The sequence below is a fragment of the Ekhidna sp. genome (assembly GCF_963691765.1).
GTDB lineage: Bacteria > Bacteroidota > Bacteroidia > Cytophagales > Cyclobacteriaceae > Ekhidna.
The window spans coordinates 871,345-890,233 of record NZ_OY829375.1 but is presented as its reverse complement, the minus strand read 5'-3'; the positions used below and the strand labels follow the sequence as shown (position 1 = coordinate 890,233).

Annotated in this window: 18 protein-coding genes and 1 pseudogene; 5 read left to right on the top strand and 14 right to left on the bottom strand. The window is 37.2% G+C overall.

Annotated features, from left to right (window positions below):
- Positions 1-6 precede the first annotated feature (6 nt).
- Positions 7-381, top strand: coding sequence for a BlaI/MecI/CopY family transcriptional regulator (locus tag ACY650_RS04195; RefSeq protein ID WP_462252066.1), 375 nt, complete (start codon positions 7-9; stop codon positions 379-381).
- The gene (locus ACY650_RS04190) at positions 378-2,411 is read left to right on the top strand and encodes a peptidoglycan DD-metalloendopeptidase family protein (RefSeq protein ID WP_462252064.1); all 2,034 of its coding nucleotides are present in this window, start codon (positions 378-380) and stop codon (positions 2,409-2,411) included. Before ACY650_RS04195 ends, ACY650_RS04190 begins: the two co-directional genes overlap by 4 nt.
- Before the next feature lie 4 nt (positions 2,412-2,415).
- Here the strand turns inward: ACY650_RS04190 and ACY650_RS04185 are convergent, their stop codons facing one another.
- The 7 genes and pseudogenes from ACY650_RS04185 to ACY650_RS04155 form a co-directional block, all read right to left on the bottom strand.
- On the bottom strand, positions 2,416-3,090 hold the full coding sequence (locus ACY650_RS04185; protein ID WP_462252062.1) for a LytR/AlgR family response regulator transcription factor: 675 nt from the start codon (positions 3,088-3,090) through the stop codon (positions 2,416-2,418).
- Positions 3,090-4,103 carry a sensor histidine kinase gene (locus ACY650_RS04180; protein WP_462252060.1) on the bottom strand — a complete coding sequence of 338 codons (1,014 nt, stop codon included), beginning with the start codon at positions 4,101-4,103 and terminating at the stop codon, positions 3,090-3,092. The genes ACY650_RS04185 and ACY650_RS04180 overlap by 1 nt, the downstream gene beginning before the upstream one ends.
- Entirely contained in the window at positions 4,103-4,936 is an 834-nt protein-coding gene (locus ACY650_RS04175; RefSeq protein ID WP_462252058.1) for a hypothetical protein, read from the bottom strand. The genes ACY650_RS04180 and ACY650_RS04175 overlap by 1 nt, the downstream gene beginning before the upstream one ends.
- A 38-nt stretch (positions 4,937-4,974) precedes the next feature.
- Positions 4,975-5,646, bottom strand: a complete 672-nt coding sequence (locus ACY650_RS04170) for a TlpA family protein disulfide reductase (RefSeq protein WP_462252056.1) — start codon at positions 5,644-5,646, stop codon at positions 4,975-4,977.
- Between the two features lie 149 nt (positions 5,647-5,795).
- Positions 5,796-6,896: an MFS transporter gene (locus ACY650_RS04165; RefSeq protein WP_462252054.1), complete on the bottom strand. Its 1,101-nt coding sequence runs from the start codon at positions 6,894-6,896 to the stop codon at positions 5,796-5,798.
- 78 nt (positions 6,897-6,974) lie between these two features.
- Positions 6,975-7,375: pseudogene (locus tag ACY650_RS04160) on the bottom strand (DUF3995 domain-containing protein).
- A gap of 14 nt (positions 7,376-7,389) precedes the next feature.
- On the bottom strand, positions 7,390-9,135 hold the full coding sequence (locus ACY650_RS04155; protein WP_462252052.1) for an ATP-binding protein: 1,746 nt from the start codon (positions 9,133-9,135) through the stop codon (positions 7,390-7,392).
- Positions 9,136-9,280: 145 nt separating this feature from the next.
- On the opposite strand from ACY650_RS04155, the gene ACY650_RS04150 reads away from it, so the two are divergent.
- Entirely contained in the window at positions 9,281-10,048 is a 768-nt protein-coding gene (locus tag ACY650_RS04150) for a TerC family protein (RefSeq protein ID WP_462252050.1), read from the top strand.
- Between the two features lie 40 nt (positions 10,049-10,088).
- Positions 10,089-10,487, top strand: coding sequence for a hypothetical protein (locus tag ACY650_RS04145; protein ID WP_462252048.1), 399 nt, complete (start codon positions 10,089-10,091; stop codon positions 10,485-10,487).
- Positions 10,488-10,494: 7 nt separating this feature from the next.
- Here the strand turns inward: ACY650_RS04145 and ACY650_RS04140 are convergent, their stop codons facing one another.
- Complete coding sequence (locus ACY650_RS04140; protein WP_462252046.1) at positions 10,495-11,514, bottom strand: nucleoid-associated protein; 1,020 nt, start codon at positions 11,512-11,514, stop codon at positions 10,495-10,497.
- A 129-nt stretch (positions 11,515-11,643) separates the two neighbouring features.
- Between ACY650_RS04140 and ACY650_RS04135 the strand changes: the two genes are divergently transcribed.
- A complete protein-coding gene (locus ACY650_RS04135; protein ID WP_462252044.1) occupies positions 11,644-12,723 on the top strand; it encodes a glycosyl hydrolase 53 family protein in 1,080 nt (359 codons plus the stop codon).
- A gap of 68 nt (positions 12,724-12,791) precedes the next feature.
- Here the strand turns inward: ACY650_RS04135 and ACY650_RS04130 are convergent, their stop codons facing one another.
- From ACY650_RS04130 to ACY650_RS04105, 6 genes are all read right to left on the bottom strand, one after another.
- Positions 12,792-13,319, bottom strand: a complete 528-nt coding sequence (locus ACY650_RS04130) for a DUF5655 domain-containing protein (RefSeq protein ID WP_462252042.1) — start codon at positions 13,317-13,319, stop codon at positions 12,792-12,794.
- 17 nt (positions 13,320-13,336) lie between these two features.
- Positions 13,337-13,747, bottom strand: a complete 411-nt coding sequence (locus ACY650_RS04125) for a DUF1761 domain-containing protein (protein ID WP_462252040.1) — start codon at positions 13,745-13,747, stop codon at positions 13,337-13,339.
- A gap of 60 nt (positions 13,748-13,807) precedes the next feature.
- On the bottom strand, positions 13,808-14,635 hold the full coding sequence (locus ACY650_RS04120; RefSeq protein WP_462252038.1) for a DUF6597 domain-containing transcriptional factor: 828 nt from the start codon (positions 14,633-14,635) through the stop codon (positions 13,808-13,810).
- Between the two features lie 41 nt (positions 14,636-14,676).
- Entirely contained in the window at positions 14,677-15,417 is a 741-nt protein-coding gene (locus ACY650_RS04115; protein ID WP_462252036.1) for a DUF2461 domain-containing protein, read from the bottom strand.
- The gene (locus tag ACY650_RS04110; RefSeq protein WP_462252034.1) at positions 15,410-17,791 is read right to left on the bottom strand and encodes an ABC transporter permease; all 2,382 of its coding nucleotides are present in this window, start codon (positions 17,789-17,791) and stop codon (positions 15,410-15,412) included. Before ACY650_RS04110 ends, ACY650_RS04115 begins: the two co-directional genes overlap by 8 nt.
- A 79-nt stretch (positions 17,792-17,870) precedes the next feature.
- The gene (locus tag ACY650_RS04105; protein WP_462252032.1) at positions 17,871-18,860 is read right to left on the bottom strand and encodes a helix-turn-helix domain-containing protein; all 990 of its coding nucleotides are present in this window, start codon (positions 18,858-18,860) and stop codon (positions 17,871-17,873) included.
- Between the last annotated feature and the right edge of the window lie 29 nt (positions 18,861-18,889).

The following is an 18,889-nucleotide window of genomic DNA, read 5'->3' as shown; positions in this document are numbered from 1 at the left end:
TGTGTTATGAAGGAATTGACCAAAGCAGAGGAGCAACTCATGCATTACCTCTGGATGTTAAAAAAAGCATATTTAAAAGACATTGTGGAGCAATATCCAGTACCTGCTCCAGCGTATACGACAATATCCACAGTAGTAAATGTTCTTGTTAAGAAGGGCTTTATTGGTTTCAATACACATGGAAAATCAAGAGAGTATTATGCGCTCATTTCCAAAGAGAAATATACGCAACAGTCAATGAACGGTCTGATGACCAGCTTTTTTGATAATTCCGCCAAGAAATTCGCATCCTTTTTTACTTCGCAAAAGGATTTATCGGTAGAAGAGCTACAAGAAATTAGGAAACTAATTGATGATCAAATAGAAAAAAGAAAGTCATGAATGAGGTCGTCATATACTTACTCAAAGTAATAGCCATTCATGGGCTATTGTATGTATTCTATCGGCTAGTTTTAAAAAACTCAGGGCGACATGTTTTCAATAGATTCTATCTCCTTGGGGCGCTTCTTATCGCATTTTTTATTCCACTTATTGAGATTTCACTTCCGAATCAAAGTTATCAATCGGACACCTCTGTAATTATGTGGCTAGCAGAGCCTGCATATGATATGAACATAGAGCTTGTACCTGTCGAACAAAAAACGACCAGCACGTATTGGTTTCTAATTCCATTAGGAATTGGATTGATTTCCGTCATTTTTATTTCCAGGTCAATCATCTATCTAGCCTTGTTGGCAAGACTTAAAAAAAGGTCTGAATACATTAATAAGCATTGGTTCAGGTTATTTAAAATATCACAAGATCGTCCGTTCAGTTTCTTTTCAAACGTTTTTATGCCAAGGACTCTTTTTGGCAGTGATTCTTTTGACCAGATTTTGGCGCATGAATGTGAACATGTAAGGCAGCGACATTCGATTGATCGCCTGCTCACGGATTTTGTTGTTTCACTGTTTTGGTTCAATCCCTTCATCTATTTGTATCGAAATGAACTCATCGAAATCCATGAATATCAAGCTGATGAGTTGGTCCTTGATCGGTTCAACGATCCGGTGGGGTATCAGGAGATTTTATTTTCTCAGCTCCAATCAGCACAATACTCAGGTTTGGTGAGTCATTTCAATTTTTCAATGATCAAAAAAAGGATTGTAATGATGAACAAACAACGTAAAATGTCTGGGTGGGTCTACTTATTGACTGCACCAGTTATGCTAATGGTGGTATTTGCTTTTTCTAGTAAAGAGGCAATGAAACCAATTAATGAAGTTGGCGATGAAATAGCTGCCATGATTGGACCAGAAAACGGTATAGACTGGCCAGGATTATCAATATCAGATATCTTATCGACTCAAACTATCATACGACATGAATCTTCGCAAGATGACAATGTGCCTTCTATTTCTCCGATAAGGAATGAAGATCTGAATCGAATGGCATCTGGTTTTGGGATGAGGACGCACCCAATTTATAAAGTAAAAAAGATGCACTTAGGTATGGATTTTTCATGTCCGACTGGAAGCGAAGTACGTGCAACTGCAGATGGAAAGGTGGCTAAGATATCCTCCAATCCTAAGGGTTATGGAAACTTAGTTGTAATAGCGCATGGTGACGATTATCAAACGAAGTATGCGCAGCTTTCGGAATTTAAAGTGAAAGAAGGAGATGAGGTGAAGAAAGGAGATCTTATCGCGCTATCCGGAAATTCTGGAATGTCAACGGCTCCGCATTTGCATTATGAAGTGTTGAAAGACGGAAAACATGTTGATCCAGCCAATTTCATCAAGGATTATGACTTGATACCTAAATCAGCGAAGGCAAGCGGAACTGCTCAGGTTGAGATTGATAAAGCTGAGTATGAGCGACAGTTGGCAGAGCAAGAGCGAAAGATTGCTGAAAAGCAACAAATGCTGGTAATGCGAGAAAAAGAATTGGCTATGAAAGAAATGGAATTAGCCAATAGTTCAGCTCAAGATGCCATTGAAAAGCAAAAACTTGATGAGGAGAGAAAAGAAATTGAGACAAGGATATTGAACGAGAAGCTGAAATTTGAAGATCAAAATCAGAATCCAACTATTCGTTTTAATGATAATATGAGACCTCTATTTGTTATTGATGGAAGAGTGGTAGAGGAGATTGAGGATTTAGATCCAAGTAATATTGAACAAATTGAGGTTCTAAAAGGAAAAAGTGCTAAGGATAAATATGGCAAAGATGGTAATGATGGAGTAATAGAGATTACCACAAAAAACAAAAATAAGAACAAGCAAAAGTCAAAGAACAAAGGGAAGGGGAAAGCAAAGAATAAGCAAAAAGATAAAGCAAAGATTAAGAGTGCGTACCATCGCGAGGTTTTGATCGAAACACAAAAATCTATCTTGCTTAATAGGGCTATTTTGTTGAAAAGAACTGCCTAGAAAACTACTTTCTCAGCAAAGCATTGACCTTGTCCCGGTAGGATTGACCTATCGGGATTTTTATTTCCCCAATTTTGGCTTGATTGCCTTCTAAATATTCTAGCTGGGTCAATGCAATTATGAATGACTTATGAACCCTTAGGAAGTTTTTAGGAAGCATCTCTTCAAGCTTTCTCAAGGTCTCATTGATGATCAATGTTTTACCATCTTCTAAATGTAGTTTTACATAGTCTCCAATAGATTCGAAGTAGCGTATTTTATCAAAATTGATTTTATGCGTTTTCTTATCGGCTTTGAGCATAATAAAATCAGCAGTTTGACTTTCGCGCTGATCGACTTGAACTTTATTGACGGCTTTGACAAAGCGCTCAAACGAGAATGGCTTGAGTAGGTAATCGACAGCTTCAAGTTCAAACCCTTCTACGGCATGATTGGAGTAGGCAGTGGTGAAAATGACTTTCGGCTTCTGAGATAAAGACTTGTAGAAATTGATGCCAGACAACTTTGGCATATTGATATCTAAAAAGAGTAAATCGATTTGTTCTTGACCAAGCCAATCAAGAGCCTCCATCGCATCCGAGCAACAGGCTACTAGCTCTAGTGCTGGCATGTCTTCTACATAGGACTCAAGAACCTCTCTTGCCAATGGTTCATCGTCAACAATCAAACATCTAATCATTACCACTTAATTTCAATTGAAACCTCAAATTGTTCTTTTGTTTCATTTACCTGCATGGTTGCTCGATCTCCATAGATAAGTTTAATTCTTTTTCTCACATTTTCTAGCCCAATACCTCCGTATTTCGATTCTTCCATATCATCTACCTGACCTTTGTTATTGAGGATGTGGAATAAAAGATTTTTCTTATTGTTGTTAAGACTGATTTTCACATAATTTTCTCCTTTTTCTCCTTTCAATCCATGCTTAAAACTATTCTCAACAAGCGGGAAAAATAAAAGTGGAGCAACCATTCTATTTTCCATTTCACCGATTGTTTCAAAGGTAATTTTAGCGTCATCGTTGATTCTTAATCGCTGGAGATCGAGGTAATCGTTTATAGATTCAATTTCTTTTGCCAATGATACATCTTCAGAAACCTCATAAATCATGTATCTCATTAGATTAGAGAGTCTCAGTATAGCATCAGGCGTTTTATCACTTTTCTTCCGCGCCAGAGAATACATACTGTTCAAGCTATTGAAGAGAAAGTGAGGATTGATTTGCATCTTCAACGAATTCAATTCAAGTGCTAGTTTCTCCTTTTCTAAGTGCTGCAGTTGATACCATGATTTAGACAACCTTAACAAGGTAGTTACTGCCCAATATATTGCAAATATGGTCAGGAGTACATCCATGTCAGTGAATGAAACCATATAGAAATCGGTAGGCATGATTGGGATTAGAATCTCAAAAACTAACTCGTGTAAGAAATACGCAAACGCGATATTGAAAGCGCTAAGCAAAAGATAGACTATGTACCTTTCTTTTAAGAGAAATTTGGGTACATGGTAGTTGAGGTTTAAGTAAACGAGAACTAAAAGCGGCACATGAAAAAATGCAGAGTAAATAAAATCTATAATCTTGATTTCACTAGAGATGGAGAAGTAGCTTCCAACTGCATAAAAGGAAAGCACCCAGAATGCCAGGTGCAGAACCTTGTTACTAAATAAAATGCTCTTGATTTTTTCCATTATATAGAAGCTCTTTTATAGGTTTCTCTATGATCAAACACAGATTCATCATCAGAATACTTATCAAAGAATTTTTGAAGCTCTTTAGGTTGTGCAGTGATTAGAATAGTTCCTTCCACATTTTCATGACGGAGTCTAATCAGATTACTCTCAAACAAGTCGTTAAGCTTATCTAAATCGAAGTGGATCATCGTAAACTCATTTTCAGTGAGTTCCACTTTGTAAAAAGTGTGAACTGGAAAGTAATTGTCTGAAAAATTCTTGGAGTCGTACTCGGTAATTGGGTAAAGATCTAGAAATAAATCGCCACCTATTTCAACCAAATGTGCTGTGTATGATGTTTCTGTTTCTTCCTTTTCATTGACTACCGTGAGGTGATAACTTTTTTCTTCATAAACCGCGACAGAGCCTTTGTATTCAGTGATTTTCGGCTTTTCGTTTTGGTCTGAGATATCTTCCTCATCTATTGATGCGACTTCTTCATCTTCCTCATCATCGCTGTTTAAGCGAGCTCTAAGCGTTTGCCTAACTGAATCTTCATCATATACTTTTTTGCCATCGATCATTACGAAAATGGGATCATTGGACCTTATTGTTAGGTCTTCATCTACTACCATCACATATTCATATTGCTCCTTTTCTTCTTCCTCCTTGCCGTCATTATCGCCTCCTTGTCGAATGATCATGTATTGCCCCTCACCAAGATCCCACATTCCTAGAAGTTCTTCTTTAAAGACCAATGTGTCCTCGGTGTAGATAGGGAAAAGAGAGTATACACATGAATTTAGTAGCACTGCTAAAAACCCTAATAGTACTAATGTTTGCTTCTTCATAATTGTAGCTTTCGAGTTAAAGATAATTGATGATTGGTCTATCGTTCAGAACTGGTCATTGAAGCCAATACTTTGTCATAATATTTGAAGTTGTCAGGCACCATAATGGCCTTCCCATTATCATCACCAATTTTATAATGAGTTCCATCGATGATTTTTTCAATGATCCCTTCCTTGTTGATGAAGAAATTTTTTGGATACCCGTCGATACCGAGTTCTTCAAAGATGCTAGAGCCATCTGCTATTCTTTGATATTCCAGAGAATGTCTAGCAAAAACCTTATTCACTTTTTTAGTGTTTTCTGGAGCTATAGCAAGAAACATTACTTCCTGGCCATACTTTTCTTTTAATTGATCGAGTTCTGGAAATTCTTCAATACATGGTCTGCAAGTCACGCTCCAGAAATTGATATGCACGATTTTCCCTTGAAGGTCTTTATTTGAAACCATATTGCCTTCAAGATCCGTCAGGGTAAATGAAGGGAGCTTCTTACCAGTCCATTTAGCAATAAATTCATTGTTGTCATCAGTCTCATAAGCGCCTAAATTTCTCTCAGGCTTTACTTGTACACTAAAGCCTTTGGCTTCCATCGCTTGCTTACGCTTAATCACGGTAGAGTCATTGACATCACCGTAAATAGTAATTTCAAGTTGTGCATGAGCATACAATGAAACGATAATAATAAATAGGTATGTAGTTAGCTTTTTCATTTCGCATTTTGTTTTGTTGAACATGATACGAAAGTGAGGTTTTGGCTTATCCTGGAGAAATTTTATCTGTGAACACAAAAAAATGAGGGGTGAACAATAAAAAAAGGCGCTGAACAGAATTCAGCGCCTTCATCAAAATCATTTAAATATCAACGAAGCATATATTCAAATAACCCAGTTAGAATTTCAGAAGCTCCAATATAGATGCCGACTCCATAGGTTACATGCCTTACGGAAAGGTTTTTAATGACATAAGGCAACCCGCTAATGTTAGCCATTGTGAACCCAGCGCCAATAATCAGTGCAGCTACAATCGTTAAATAGGGATTCGAAGAAAAGATTAATGCAGCTACTCCAATGGCCAGAACTACAAAGCTGCTTATGATTACATTTTTAAGATCTGATTTAGCTATCCGCTTACTAATAAGGAATCCTGAAAATGCACAAAGCCCGAGAATGGCAAAAGAGATATAGCCTTCATATTCAGTAAATCCTGGAAAGCGAGTGGCAAAATGCTCTGGCAAAAATTCGACTAAGAAGGCCTTTCCTAAACCGAGGAATAAGCCAACAACCACAATAGCTAAATACGAGATAGGTGTTTGTTTTTCCACTCTGTCGTTTTCAATCAATTCGGATTTTCTCTGCATTACTTCATCTCGAGATACTCGGTGAAAAATAAATCCGGTAACAGAAATGAGAATCCCTCCAACAACAAAGGTCAAAGTATCTCCGAAAAATGTCACAAGAGCTACTACCACTGGCTCTAATGCATAGAGTAACTCAGTAACCAGAAATAGGACACCAACTACTATCGGTAGCTTCTGAACAGGAGCAAAAGCTTCAATCATTGAGTTTGCCGGACTAATAAATAGATTCATACTTATGAGCCAGATGACAATCATAAATGGTACTATTGAACTTACATCCATGATATGTGCTGTTCCGACTAATGTTGCTACAACCATGAAAACCATTGCTGTAGCTCCGATGCCTACTGTAAAGATGATTAGGTACTTCCCGTTTTTCTTTAGGATCTTATCTGAAAGCCAACCAGCGATTGGCGGAATTGTCACCAGGATTATCGCTTTTGCAATAATTAGAAAATCCAATAAATGCGTAATTCCCAAATTCTCCATGAGAATGGGTTGATATTCATGATAGGCAATCCAGCTAATAACTACCGCTGCATTTAGTGCTGCAAGACTATAAACTTCTCTCCATTTCAAGGAGTTTGTCTTTTCTGTCAACATATTATTTTTCACTTTAATGATAGATGTTGTTACATACGCAGTAAGTATGTATATCGGATTTTTGGTTACTTGTATAAGTTAAGTCATTCCTAGAATGAAACCAATAATTGCGATAGTTAGGCAGAGAGGAGAATAATAGCGCGTATCCTTTCTTGCAAATTGGGTAGAGCGAATTTTTTTTGTGAAACCAACATATCTGAAATCACCCATTGCTCTCAGCAGGAAAATGATGGGTATCACCCAATTGACGACTGAGACGACTATTGAAGGCAATAGGAGTGGAATAACATTGGCTTTAATCAAGTAAAAACTGCCAACATTAGTAGTCCTAACCCTACAATGATGCTATCTATTTTCTTAGGATTAAGCATTGGTTTGCCATCTTCATTTTCAGGAATGGCATCTTCAAATCCCCACGAGCTGCCAAATCCCCAGCTTAAATGCAAAGCAGACAATGCAAGAAAGATTGAAAATAGCATATAGGAAAGTACAATCATTGGAATGCCGTCAAATGCTTGATTAGTACTTCTTTTAAAGTTTCTGTCTTAATGGGTTTCAGGACGTAATCACTCATTCCAGCTGCAAGACATTCTTCCATGCTATTTTTCATGGCATTGGCTGTCAGTGCAATAATTGTTGGCTTTCGTACTTTATCGGCATAAAATTCACTTATTCTCTTGGATGCTTCAAAGCCTGAAATATCTGGCATCTGAAGGTCCATTAAAATAATGTCATGACGTTTTTCTTTTGCTTTTTCAACACCTTCTGTTCCATTTACAGCTATGTCCACGTCTGATATATTCATGCTATTAAGCATCTTGGTTGCTACGAGCCTATTGATTTCAACATCTTCAACTATAAGTACTTTAAGGTCACTGAGACCAGGAACTTCAATTTGTGAGATATCATCAATGTCTTCACTATTAGCAATGCCTAATGGAAGTGTGAAGAAGAAAGAAGACCCTTGTTGCGGTGTAGACTGGAAGTCTATGGTTCCTCGCATTAGGGTGACTAGTTTTTCAACAATAGAAAGACCTAATCCGGTACCTTCATATCCATCTTCATCCGTCCCTTTGTAAAATGTTTCAAAAAGATGTGGTTGTTTTTCCAGAGGAATTCCTGCACCAGTGTCTACTATTAGGAACTGGACTGAGACGACATCTCCTGCTTGACCCAAAACGGCTACTTTTAATGTAATTGAGCCCTTGTAAGTAAACTTGATAGCATTGTTCATCAGGTTCACAAGTACTTGTCTGATTCTGGTCATATCGCCAGTTAGATACTCAGGCAATTTTTCATCCATCTCTAGCTTGATTTCCAGCTGACTGTTAGACTGGGTCTTTTTCTGAAATATCTTCCAAATGCCGGTCAATTCATCCTTTATCGCAAACGACCCTATTTGAAGTTTTAGTTTACCAGCTTCAATCGTGGTAATGTCCAAAACATTACTAATTAAACCATGTAAAATATTACTGCTATAAACCAAGCTTTCTATAAGCTCAGTCTGTTCTTTGTTGATGTTTGTCTTAGATAGTAGTTCCGTCATTCCCACAATGCCATTCAAAGGAGTTCTCATTTCATGGGATATTGTGGCTAAAAAAGTACTTTTTGCTTGATCTGTAGTCTCAGCATTTTTTTTCTCTTTTTGCAGCTCTTCGTTACGTAATCGAAGTTCTTTTCGATCTCTCAGATAGGTTCTTTTAAACACGTATAAGCTAAATCCCATAACCAGCAATGTGGTTAAAAGGACAACAGCCAAATCTTGCATCAATAAGTCGTTGCTTTCATAAACGCCTACCAGTTCAGGGTTTTGGATTTCGTAGATGGTCAATCCAAAAACAAGGCTAAATGTGATTGCAATGAATATTAAGTAGTCTCTTAAACGCAAGACCAATAAGCCCGAAAGGAAAACCAGAACGAGGAATGTTGGTATTGCAGCTTTGATTCCACCTGAAGGAAGCCATGATATGGCCAAAAGGAAAAGAATAAGGTAGTAATATGTAAGACTTAAAGCTCGAAAACTAAACCCTCGTTTTTGAAGGATGTAGAGGCAACAAAATATGAATATACCCGCAGTATAAACGGACTGTATAATGTATTCATAACCCACATAAAATCCGTATAAGGACCAGAAAAGAAAGACAACTACCGTCATTCCTAAGGTAACCTCAAACAAACGCTGTTCGATCTTTAACGATCGACTTGTAGATGGCAGTATTTTATTGATTAGCTGATTCAATGTTTAACACTCACAAGGTGAAGTTAATTTATTCATCATAATTAGTGCTATTAAATAGCATTGATCTAATCCTATTCATGCTATATCTACTGAATTAGTTGCATCAATTTTTTCTGTTTTGTTTATTGCAACAAATTCATTGATCATGGTAGAAAATATATTCACTCTTTTAATGCTCATCGTATTGCAGGCCGTTCTTGGTTTCGACAATTTGCTTTACATCTCTTTAGAATCTAAGCGCGCACCAGCGGAGAAGCAAAAGATGGTACGAACAGTAGGTATTGGTATTGCAATAGCATTGAGGATTATCTTATTGTATGTTCTTGTTAGTGTGATCAAATATTTTCAAGATCCTTTCATAGAGCTTGATTACAGCTTTATTGCCGGTTCTATTAGCGTTCATAGTTTGATTGTGTTGTTCGGAGGTGCTTTTATTCTATATACTGCGGTCAAAGAGATCTTCCACTTAGTGTATCTCGAAGAACATGAGGGCGAGAATCAAAAAAGTCAAAGTGTTGGGAAAACAATATTCATGATTGTATTGATGAATTTAATTTTCTCTTTCGATTCCATTCTTAGTGCCATGGCCCTAAGTGATGTATTTTGGGTAATGGCTGTTGCAATAATCATCAGTGGAGGATTAATGATCTGGTTATCGGATGGTGTATCTAAATTCCTAGCAAAGAATCGTCTATACGAAGTATTAGGTTTGTTTATTCTCTTTTTGGTAGGGGTAATGCTACTTTCAGAAGGAGGCCACCTTGCACATCTTGAGCTTTTTGGTAATCACATTACTCCAATGAGTAAGACTACCTTTTATTTCATCATTTTCATTCTTGTAGTAATTGATATAGTACAGGGCAAGTATCAGCGAAAGCTTGTTGCAAAAAGAATGAATCAAAAGAATGGCTAGATGCGTAAGTAGTAATGGTTTAGAAAAACGATTACTCCTTATGAAACAAACAATCTACACGCTGCTATTAGTTCTTGCAATTACCAGTACTGCTCAAAGTACAAAGATTTCTACTATGGATTTTGTTCAGATCCAAAATGGAAATCGTGCGGAGACAATTTATTACTATGAAAATAACTGGCTAGTATTGCGAAAAATGGCTCTAGAAAGGGGATTTATTGAATCCTATGAGTTGATTGAAGTAGAATCATCTGAGGAGGCTCCATTCCACCTAATCCTGAAAACGACCTATTCAAATAAGGAGGACTTTGATCAGTCTGAAGAAAGATTCGGTAAGTTGATTGAAGAAAAAGGCCCACTTGCGTTACTAAATGATAAGAAGCCTGGAGAATTCAGAAAGATCATCTTCAACAAGGAGGCAGGCAAGCATCTGTTTTGAAGCAATTTTACGATTCGTTTTCATAATAAATTTTGTAGTACTTTCTTCCATCAGAATCTACGCCTTGTTCAATTAATTCACGATTGCCATGGATGTAAACGTGGAAGTTTTTGTCTAGCTTCAATACGCTTTTGAAGACCCTTGCTTGCTTTTTTACTGATTGAACAGCGATTTTGAAGTTATCATCTATTTCCAAGTCCATGTCTTCCTGGTATTGCTTATCGAAATACCTGAATGATTGGACGGCTTCATCTTCCTGACCAAATACTGAAAGCTCAAATTCGCCTTTATCAAAAGTTTCAGCCTCTTTAAAGTATTTGATGGATTTATTTAAAAGATCTATTTGATCCGTCTTCGTTACTTCAAATTCTTCAGGCATCTGGTCAGTGATATACGTTTTTATCATCTCCAGAAAGTGATTGGTGTTATTGACGTGATCTTTCTTAAAGTCTAAGCTGATAAAATCATTCTTCCAATAAACGGCCTCACTTGAGTTATTATCGTACGCTAGAATCGTGTATGGATCTTCTGAAAAAAGGATCAAACATGCTTTGTCTAGTTTTTTCTCTCCAATACCCTCTTTGAACAATAGCGTAGGCTCTTTCGTCCAATCAGGCGTCTCGATAAATGGGTCTTTTTTCTCCACTTTAAAAATCCCCAAAGCATCGATAGTCATACCATCAATAAAAATGTCTGTAAAACGGATTATGAATAGCTCACCTTCTTTGATGTTTGGATGCCTGGAGCTTGATCGCAAATGTGATACAATTCCTTCATGTGTATCACCTATCGTTTGATTGGAGTCAATTTCTCTGGCCAGATTGTAAAGCACATTGAGTTCCAAATCAACATTGTGTGTGAATTGATATGTGTTTGTGACTGTGCCAAAAGGCTTTAAAAAAATGCTCTTTAACATTTCTTCTTCACTAGGAGAAAATTCATTTTGAACTAAGTGATGCTCGGTTGATTCTTCTTCTATTTTTTTAAAAAATAACTCTTTAATGCTGGCTCCTTTGTGATCAATCATAAGTGAAAAATTAGAAAGCGAATTTAGTGGAAACCTATAGGGTGATTTAGATCAGACTATCAAAAATATGTAACTTATTGTAGGGTTAGGTTCCCGATTCTTGTAGTAAAATCAATAAGTCAAATTAAGATGGAAACTAAAGTATTGTTAATTCTATCTCTGCTGCTTCTAAGTGGATGTTCAAGTGATGACTCAAGTCCAAATTTAGACGCCGAACGAGAATTTGGGATGGGATTTACCACATGGAGCTATGGTCCCAATATAGAGGATGTAACTAATACGTATTCCTTCATTTCGGATAATGCTGATATTTATGCCGAACACATCGATAATTCCATTCCATGGAATGAATGGATTAATGATCAGACCCTTCCATCAGATTTCACAAATGAGATAACTGGAAGAGCTGCTAAGAAAATTTCAGGGAAGCAATTGCTGCTCTCAGTAAGCCTTTTAAACTCAAATAGAGACGAGTTGGCTTCGAATTTAGATGGTACGATTCCATCCTATACCAACCTCGATGATGATGATTTGAAAGGTGCTTATTTCAAGCATGTCAACTATTTGGTTGGAGAGTTTGATCCAGATTATCTAGTCATAGCAATAGAGGTGAATGAACTTAGGTTAAGATCATCTGAAAAGTGGAATGGTTATAAAAATCTAATTGCGGATGTCAAATCAAGAATTAGATTAGCCTATCCAGACCTAAAAATTGCAGAATCGGTCTCATTGCACAATCTATATGAACCAGAAATCTCTGACCCGTCAGCCTACATTGATGAAATTATGGATCATGTCAATCAAAATGACTTCATAGCAATTAGCTACTATCCGTTTTTGAAGAATCAAAGTTCAAAATCAGAAATGCAGGAGACGCTTGATTTTTTGCATGATAAATCAAACAAGCCTATTGCTTTTGTAGAAACTGCTCACATTGCTGAAAATCTTGTGATCCCTAATTTGAATGTATCAATTGATGGGAGCGAGATCGGTCAAAACTTATACCTCGAGACGTTGCTGGAGAATGCAGCGCATGAAGAATATGAATTCATCATTTGGTGGGCCCATAGAGATTATGATGCGCTCTGGGAAACTTTCCCAGAGGAGGTAAAAGATCTCGGGCAAATATGGAGAGATACTGGATTGCTGAATGAAGATGGGGTAGAGAGACCCGCTTTTACACTTTGGTCTGATACTTTCCGGGATTGATATACTTGATGAACGAAATTTATGGTTGATGAGTAAATAGAATCCCGACTGTATGGTCGTGAACTCTATCAGTTTGTATCATAAGCTTCTTTGATCCAATCAATTAGTTCTTGATCGATATCTTCTACAGTCGTAATTTGGACACGATGCGTGCACATGCTGCCAAATGGACCAGAATTACCTAGACGATCAGTAGTGGCCTTATCCTTAAGTTTTAAACCTAAATCGATTCTGGTTTTGGTTGCCGGTTTGATGAGTGCAAACTGTTTGTTGCGAATCATGCTTACGCTTTCTTTTTTAGGTGTCCGTGTTACATCAGCTCCAAACTTCGATATCTCCTCAATTAACTTATCATAAATAGGTTTTAATGATTCTTTTCCATTGTACTGATTAGTAAGTAGATCTTCTGGATCGTGAGAGGCAGCATCTGCATTTCTGGCTTTCATTGCAACGAAGTTGGCATAGCCATATGTGAAGCTGTGTTCTTGCTTCAGGAAATCTATTATCGCTTTATGTTTTTCAATTTTAGAATCAATGACCACCTTGATCCAGTGATCCAACGTTTTTCCTGTTTTTTCTAATAAACCTTTTTCCATTTTGTCAATTATTTAGATTACCAAATTCCGAGAATCAAACCCATTAGTGTAAGAGAAAGTACGCAGTATCCAGCATTGATTAAATATACCTTTATTGACTGCATTTCAAATAGGTATAGGATACCAAGAAATGTAGCTACCCATCCAAAACCTGCAAAAAAACCAGCCAATGATCCAAAAATCATATCCGCTTCTGGACCAATAAACATTTCCAGGATCAATGCTGCTATAAAGGCCAGCAGGAGAGATAATCCAAATGTTTTAGGAATGCTTCTCTTTTTTAAATCATCTTCTGAGTATCCAAATGCATCCATCCAGGCCCTCCCAAAAAGAGGTCCATACCAGATACCTCCAATCAAAAATGTAGAAATTGCAGCTATCATTACCGATAGCCAATTGATGTTCTGAAGTGCTGTTGTTAAATCCATGTTCTTTAGTTTTTGACAAGGTTAGCAACAGACTTTTGGTCGCCATAGTAAAAAATTAACCTACCGATCTAAAGGGAAAAAGTTGGGAGCATCCTCTTGATTGAAGTCTTGATCGATAAACTCTTCAGGGTTGAAGCCGGAGAAGAGTTTAAATTCTTTTATGAAATACGATTGATCAGTGAATCCACATTGGTAAGCAATTTGAGCCCAGGAAATCATTTCCTTTTTATGGACTTTACCTAATATTTCATTGAATCGTAATATGCGTTGAGATACTTTAGGAGTCAATCCAATGTATTTTTTGAATTGATCTATTAAATGCTTTTGTGTATTTGGATAATTTTCAACGATCAAAGGATAGTTGGCTGCAGGAGCTTTCTGCAACTCTTCGTAAAAATCGATCAAAACTTGAGGCGGAGTTTTATCAACTGTAAGTCTGCTAAGAAGCCATTTTTCTGCTTTTTCGAATTTATCATTTGAACTAGTTGCAGCTAAAATTGAATCTCTTAGATCTAAAATCTCATCTCCTAACACCTCTTTTGCGTCTACTACTTGTTCTGCTATCTTCTCCATTGGAGTCTGTAAAAATGGAAAAGCACCGTATGGTTTAAACTGGATGACGAACATCTCTGAATTTTCATGCGCAGATATTGAAATATAGTTTTTGTGTGCTCCTGAAATCCATACCTTTTTAAAAGTAGCGTTCGGTTTCAGTGTGTCATTATCAAAAGTGTTTCTTACGAATCCATCGAGCTCGAATATGATAAATATGTGTCCAGTTGGCACAACTCGCTCAATCGAGTGGTCTGGGATGAAATTTTTAAAGTGAAAGACGGATTCTACATAAGTAGATAATTGTTCTGGCAATTGATGAGTCTCAAAGATCATATTTGAATCGATTTTTCGAATATGAAAAATACCGCTTCATTTTAAATCAATGAAATGCCATTCAGGTCAGTGGTCAATATTTCTGTCATGCTGTCAAAAAATGGACGCATTTGTGTGAAAGCATTCGATAAGGTTTTATGAAAATCTGGTTGCATCATCTCTTTTTTAGAGAAATCATGCCTTACTATAAATTGTTTATATCGAAGTAAGTCAACGTCAGGATGATCTTTTTCAAATCCTCTGGGAGCTGTTTTTAATTGATTGCCACTAAGCTCTCCAAAGAAATTTTTAAACGCTTTAGAAGTAATCACATCTCTCAAAATATCGGCATCTTGTGAAATTTGATTTCTGATATGAAGTAGGTCTTGCGCATTTGGATTAAAAAAACCGCCTAAAACATGAGCACCATCTAGGCCCACCCTGTAAAAGTATCCACCTCTGCGATCTGCTCCAGCCCGTTTCATAAATCCTGCCCAATGAGTCTTATATGGTGTTTTGTCTTTACCAAAGCGCACGTCACGATAAATTCGGAATAGACTTTTCTTGCCAGTCGGAGTCTCGATTACATCATGCTTATTCATTTCTTCAATCAGGGAGTCAGCAAATGCAATCATCTCATTATGAGCTTTCTCATATTCGGAGCGATGTGCTTGAAACCATTCTCGATTGTTGTTTTTGCTGAGATCTTGTAGAAATGAAAGCGTGTGATTCATGATGGCAATTTTAGCATAAACACCAACAATGGTTTTTGCATTCCTTTTACCATAAGAAATATCACTCATCTCTTAGACTATCTATTGGGTTAGACTTGATGATATGGAATGTGTGATAACTCAATGTGAAAAGGATAATTAGCAAACTGATAACTGCAGTGGCTGCAAAAGGAAATCCGCTCATATCTATTCGATAAGAATAATTTTCTAGCCAGCTATTACCAATGAACCATGCCACAACAGATCCAATTGCTAATGCTATTAAGTATGTCTTTAAAAAATCCGTTTGAAGAAGCGCATACAAGTGTGCACTTGACGCACCCATTACTTTTCTTATCCCTATTTCTTTGGTTCGTTGCGTGACGATATGAGCAACAAGCCCGATTAGTCCAAGACATGAGATTAGGATAATCAAAATGGATCCAATTACAAGCAATTCAAATAGGCGATTTTCTCGAGCAAGTAATTGCTCAAAGTCATCTGTCATCACAGTAAACTGGAATGGTAAATTGCTGCCAAAATTTGACCATTCAGACTTTATTTTATTGATGGTCTTTTGCTGATTTTTTTCATCAAGTCGAATGATTAGATATCTTCCTCTGGGTTCATTTAAACTAATGGTCATTGCTTGATCGGGATCATGTACAGAACCTAATCTGAAATCTTTTGCCACACCAATAACTTTTCGATCTATGGGGTCATCTTCTCCAAATATCAATTTGGCACCAATCGCTTCTTCAGGCGAGTATCCCATTTTATCCGACAAGAACTCATTGATGATTACACCTTTGTATTCTGTGTCTTCGGTTTTGAAAGGTCTCCCAGCAATTAAATCGATGCCCATGGTTTTGAAAAAGTCGTGGCCTACTTCGAATGTCTGAGATGGGTTTGAAACAAACGCTCCACTTTTACTTTGCATCTGGTAAGTAAATTCATTGGCTCCAGTTACCGGCGGCTCATCAATTCTCGTAACATCTACAACTCCTGAAATGGTTTTAACCTTGTTCTGAAACGCATCAAGATCTTTTCGTAGGTTACGATCATTTATGTGTAATACGACTAAATTCTCTTTATCAAATCCAACATCAATTCTTCGTAAGTATGAAAGTTGGTCAACTACGATAATGGTGCAAGCGATAAGCGCAACAGCAATTGATAGCTGACCAGAAACGAATATTTTTCTTATGGTAAGGTTGTTTGGAGCAACTTCGTCACTCGCCATGCTTGCTATTTTAAATGAAGGAAAGATGCTTGCAGCTAAAGTGATCAGTAGACTCATTCCGAGTATTATTAGTGAGTGACTTGGCGTAGAAATTAGGTTGATTGGAGCTATTTGTTCCGTAAATTGATTGAAAATGGGAAGTAAGGTTCCAACCAAGGAGATTGAAAGTAAGGCAACCAAAGCAGAGGTTAGTGCAGCTTCAGTAAGATTTTGTTTGACTATTTGAATTTTACTAGCGCCCAAAATCCTTTTTGTACGCATTTCTTCTTGTCTGTGAAAGGCATAGCTGAGCGATAGATTCGCATAGTTGAAAGCCGCTACCAGAAGAAGGAATATCCCGATGAGTGTAAAAGTTCGGATGTTGGTTTTACTTCCATGTGGGTAAGGTTCCCAAATAAATTCGTCTGATAAATATAGATCTAGTAGAGGTTGTAATATGATACTGGCAGTTCCATTGAGCTCGTCGAAAGTAGGCTTCATGTATTTATTGAAGAAATCATCCCAGCGTTCCTGAACAATCTTTGGTTCAAATGAGCTAGTCGTTTTTATGTATGTGTAGACATGTCCACCATACCACCAGATTTCGCTATTCGTCCCCGGATAAAATGTGGTGTAGGATACGATCACCTCAAATTTCATGTATGAGGCATTGGGCAAATCTTCAAAAATACCTGTGACTTGTGCAGTAGATTGATCTTCCAATGTGATTGTTTGCCCCATTGGTTCTTCGCTGCCAAATAGCTTTTTCGCAGCCGCCTTTGAAATGATGGCTGAGTTAGGATTTTGCAACGCTCTTGCATCCCCTTGTAATAATGGCAGGTTGAATACTTTTAGAAAATTAGAGTCCGCTACAAACAGGTGGTCAGATTTTATGTGGTTCTCATTTTGCCACATAAATCCACTATGAATTTGTAGGCCATTGTATCCCATGATCTTTGTTGCTGCAATTATCGATGGGAACTCTTCCACCAGGGTTTTGCCCATTGGTCTGGGTGAGTTAGAGTAGATATCCTGATGCCCATTGATATGAAAATCAGATGATACGCGATAGATATTTTCAGCATCAACTATGTGTTTGTCATAGCTTCCCTGCTCAAAAACATATAAGAAAATGAGAAAAGAAAAGCTGATGCTTATGGTTAGTCCTATGAGGTTTATCAAGGTATGATTCGAATCCTTAATTAGCTTTCGCGTTGCAAACTTGAGTTCTCTTAATTCCATGAGATTTGTGTTTCAATGGACCCAAATCAAGTGGTAAAAAAGGTCTAAAAAGACTTAAAAATAATTTGAGACCAATTATTTATTGTCCAATACTGGAAATATGAGCCTTCCGGTACTCTTTGGGAGTATGCCCGGTGTTTTGCTTGAAAATACGATTAAATGTAGCCTTAGAATTAAAACCGGCTTTGTAAGCAAGCTCCATCACAGTGGCTTTTGGATCTGTTTTCGGATCGGTGATCAAACGTTTGACCTCATCGACTCGGTACTCATTAATTACATCATTAAAGTTTTTCCTCAACTTATTACTTAAGAAAGTAGATAAGTCAGAGGAGCGCATGTGCATTTTAGCTGCTAGCTCTTGAATGGTCAGATCTGTAATTAAATACACCCTTTCATTCTTTAATACATTATCAAGTCTCCGTTTGATTTCTTCTTCATAATTACTAGACTCCTCTTTTATCAAAAGCTTTTGAGAAATCACATTTTCAGCTCCTGAGCGATTTATGAAAGAAGCTGTTCCAACAATGAATATCATTGAGGCTAAATGAAATAGATACATGTATGTCTCCCAGTCAGAAATTACAATAGGTAAAAGCAGTCGAACTCCGATAAGAGCTATAATTCCATAGAAATTCCACTTCCATAATTTTCTCATGGCAGGGTTGTCCAAAAATTGTGATGACTTTAATTGATAGGCTCTCTTAGCACTTAAAATCAACAATACGATCAGGTGGAGAAAGTATATCGTATTGAATAGTGATGAAGGAATGAATAACAAGGCAAGGGGGATTGTCAGTGCAATCCATTTCCACCTATATGTGGAACCACTAAAGACAAATAGAAAGTAGAAAGACCATGTTGCAAGTGCGGCAGGTTTCGATAGTTCAATTAGTGCTGCATACGTCTTAGATAGAGGCACAATTGAAAAACAAATACATGTCAAGAAGAAGTAGATGGCAACTTTCTGTTGCTTCAATCTCAAAATTCCAATCAGTCCATTTACTAACAGGTACGCTCCAGAGAGTTGTACAATTAATTCTAAAACACCTGACATGGATAGACCTTGCATAAAGAACATTAATGATCGTCGTGATCAAA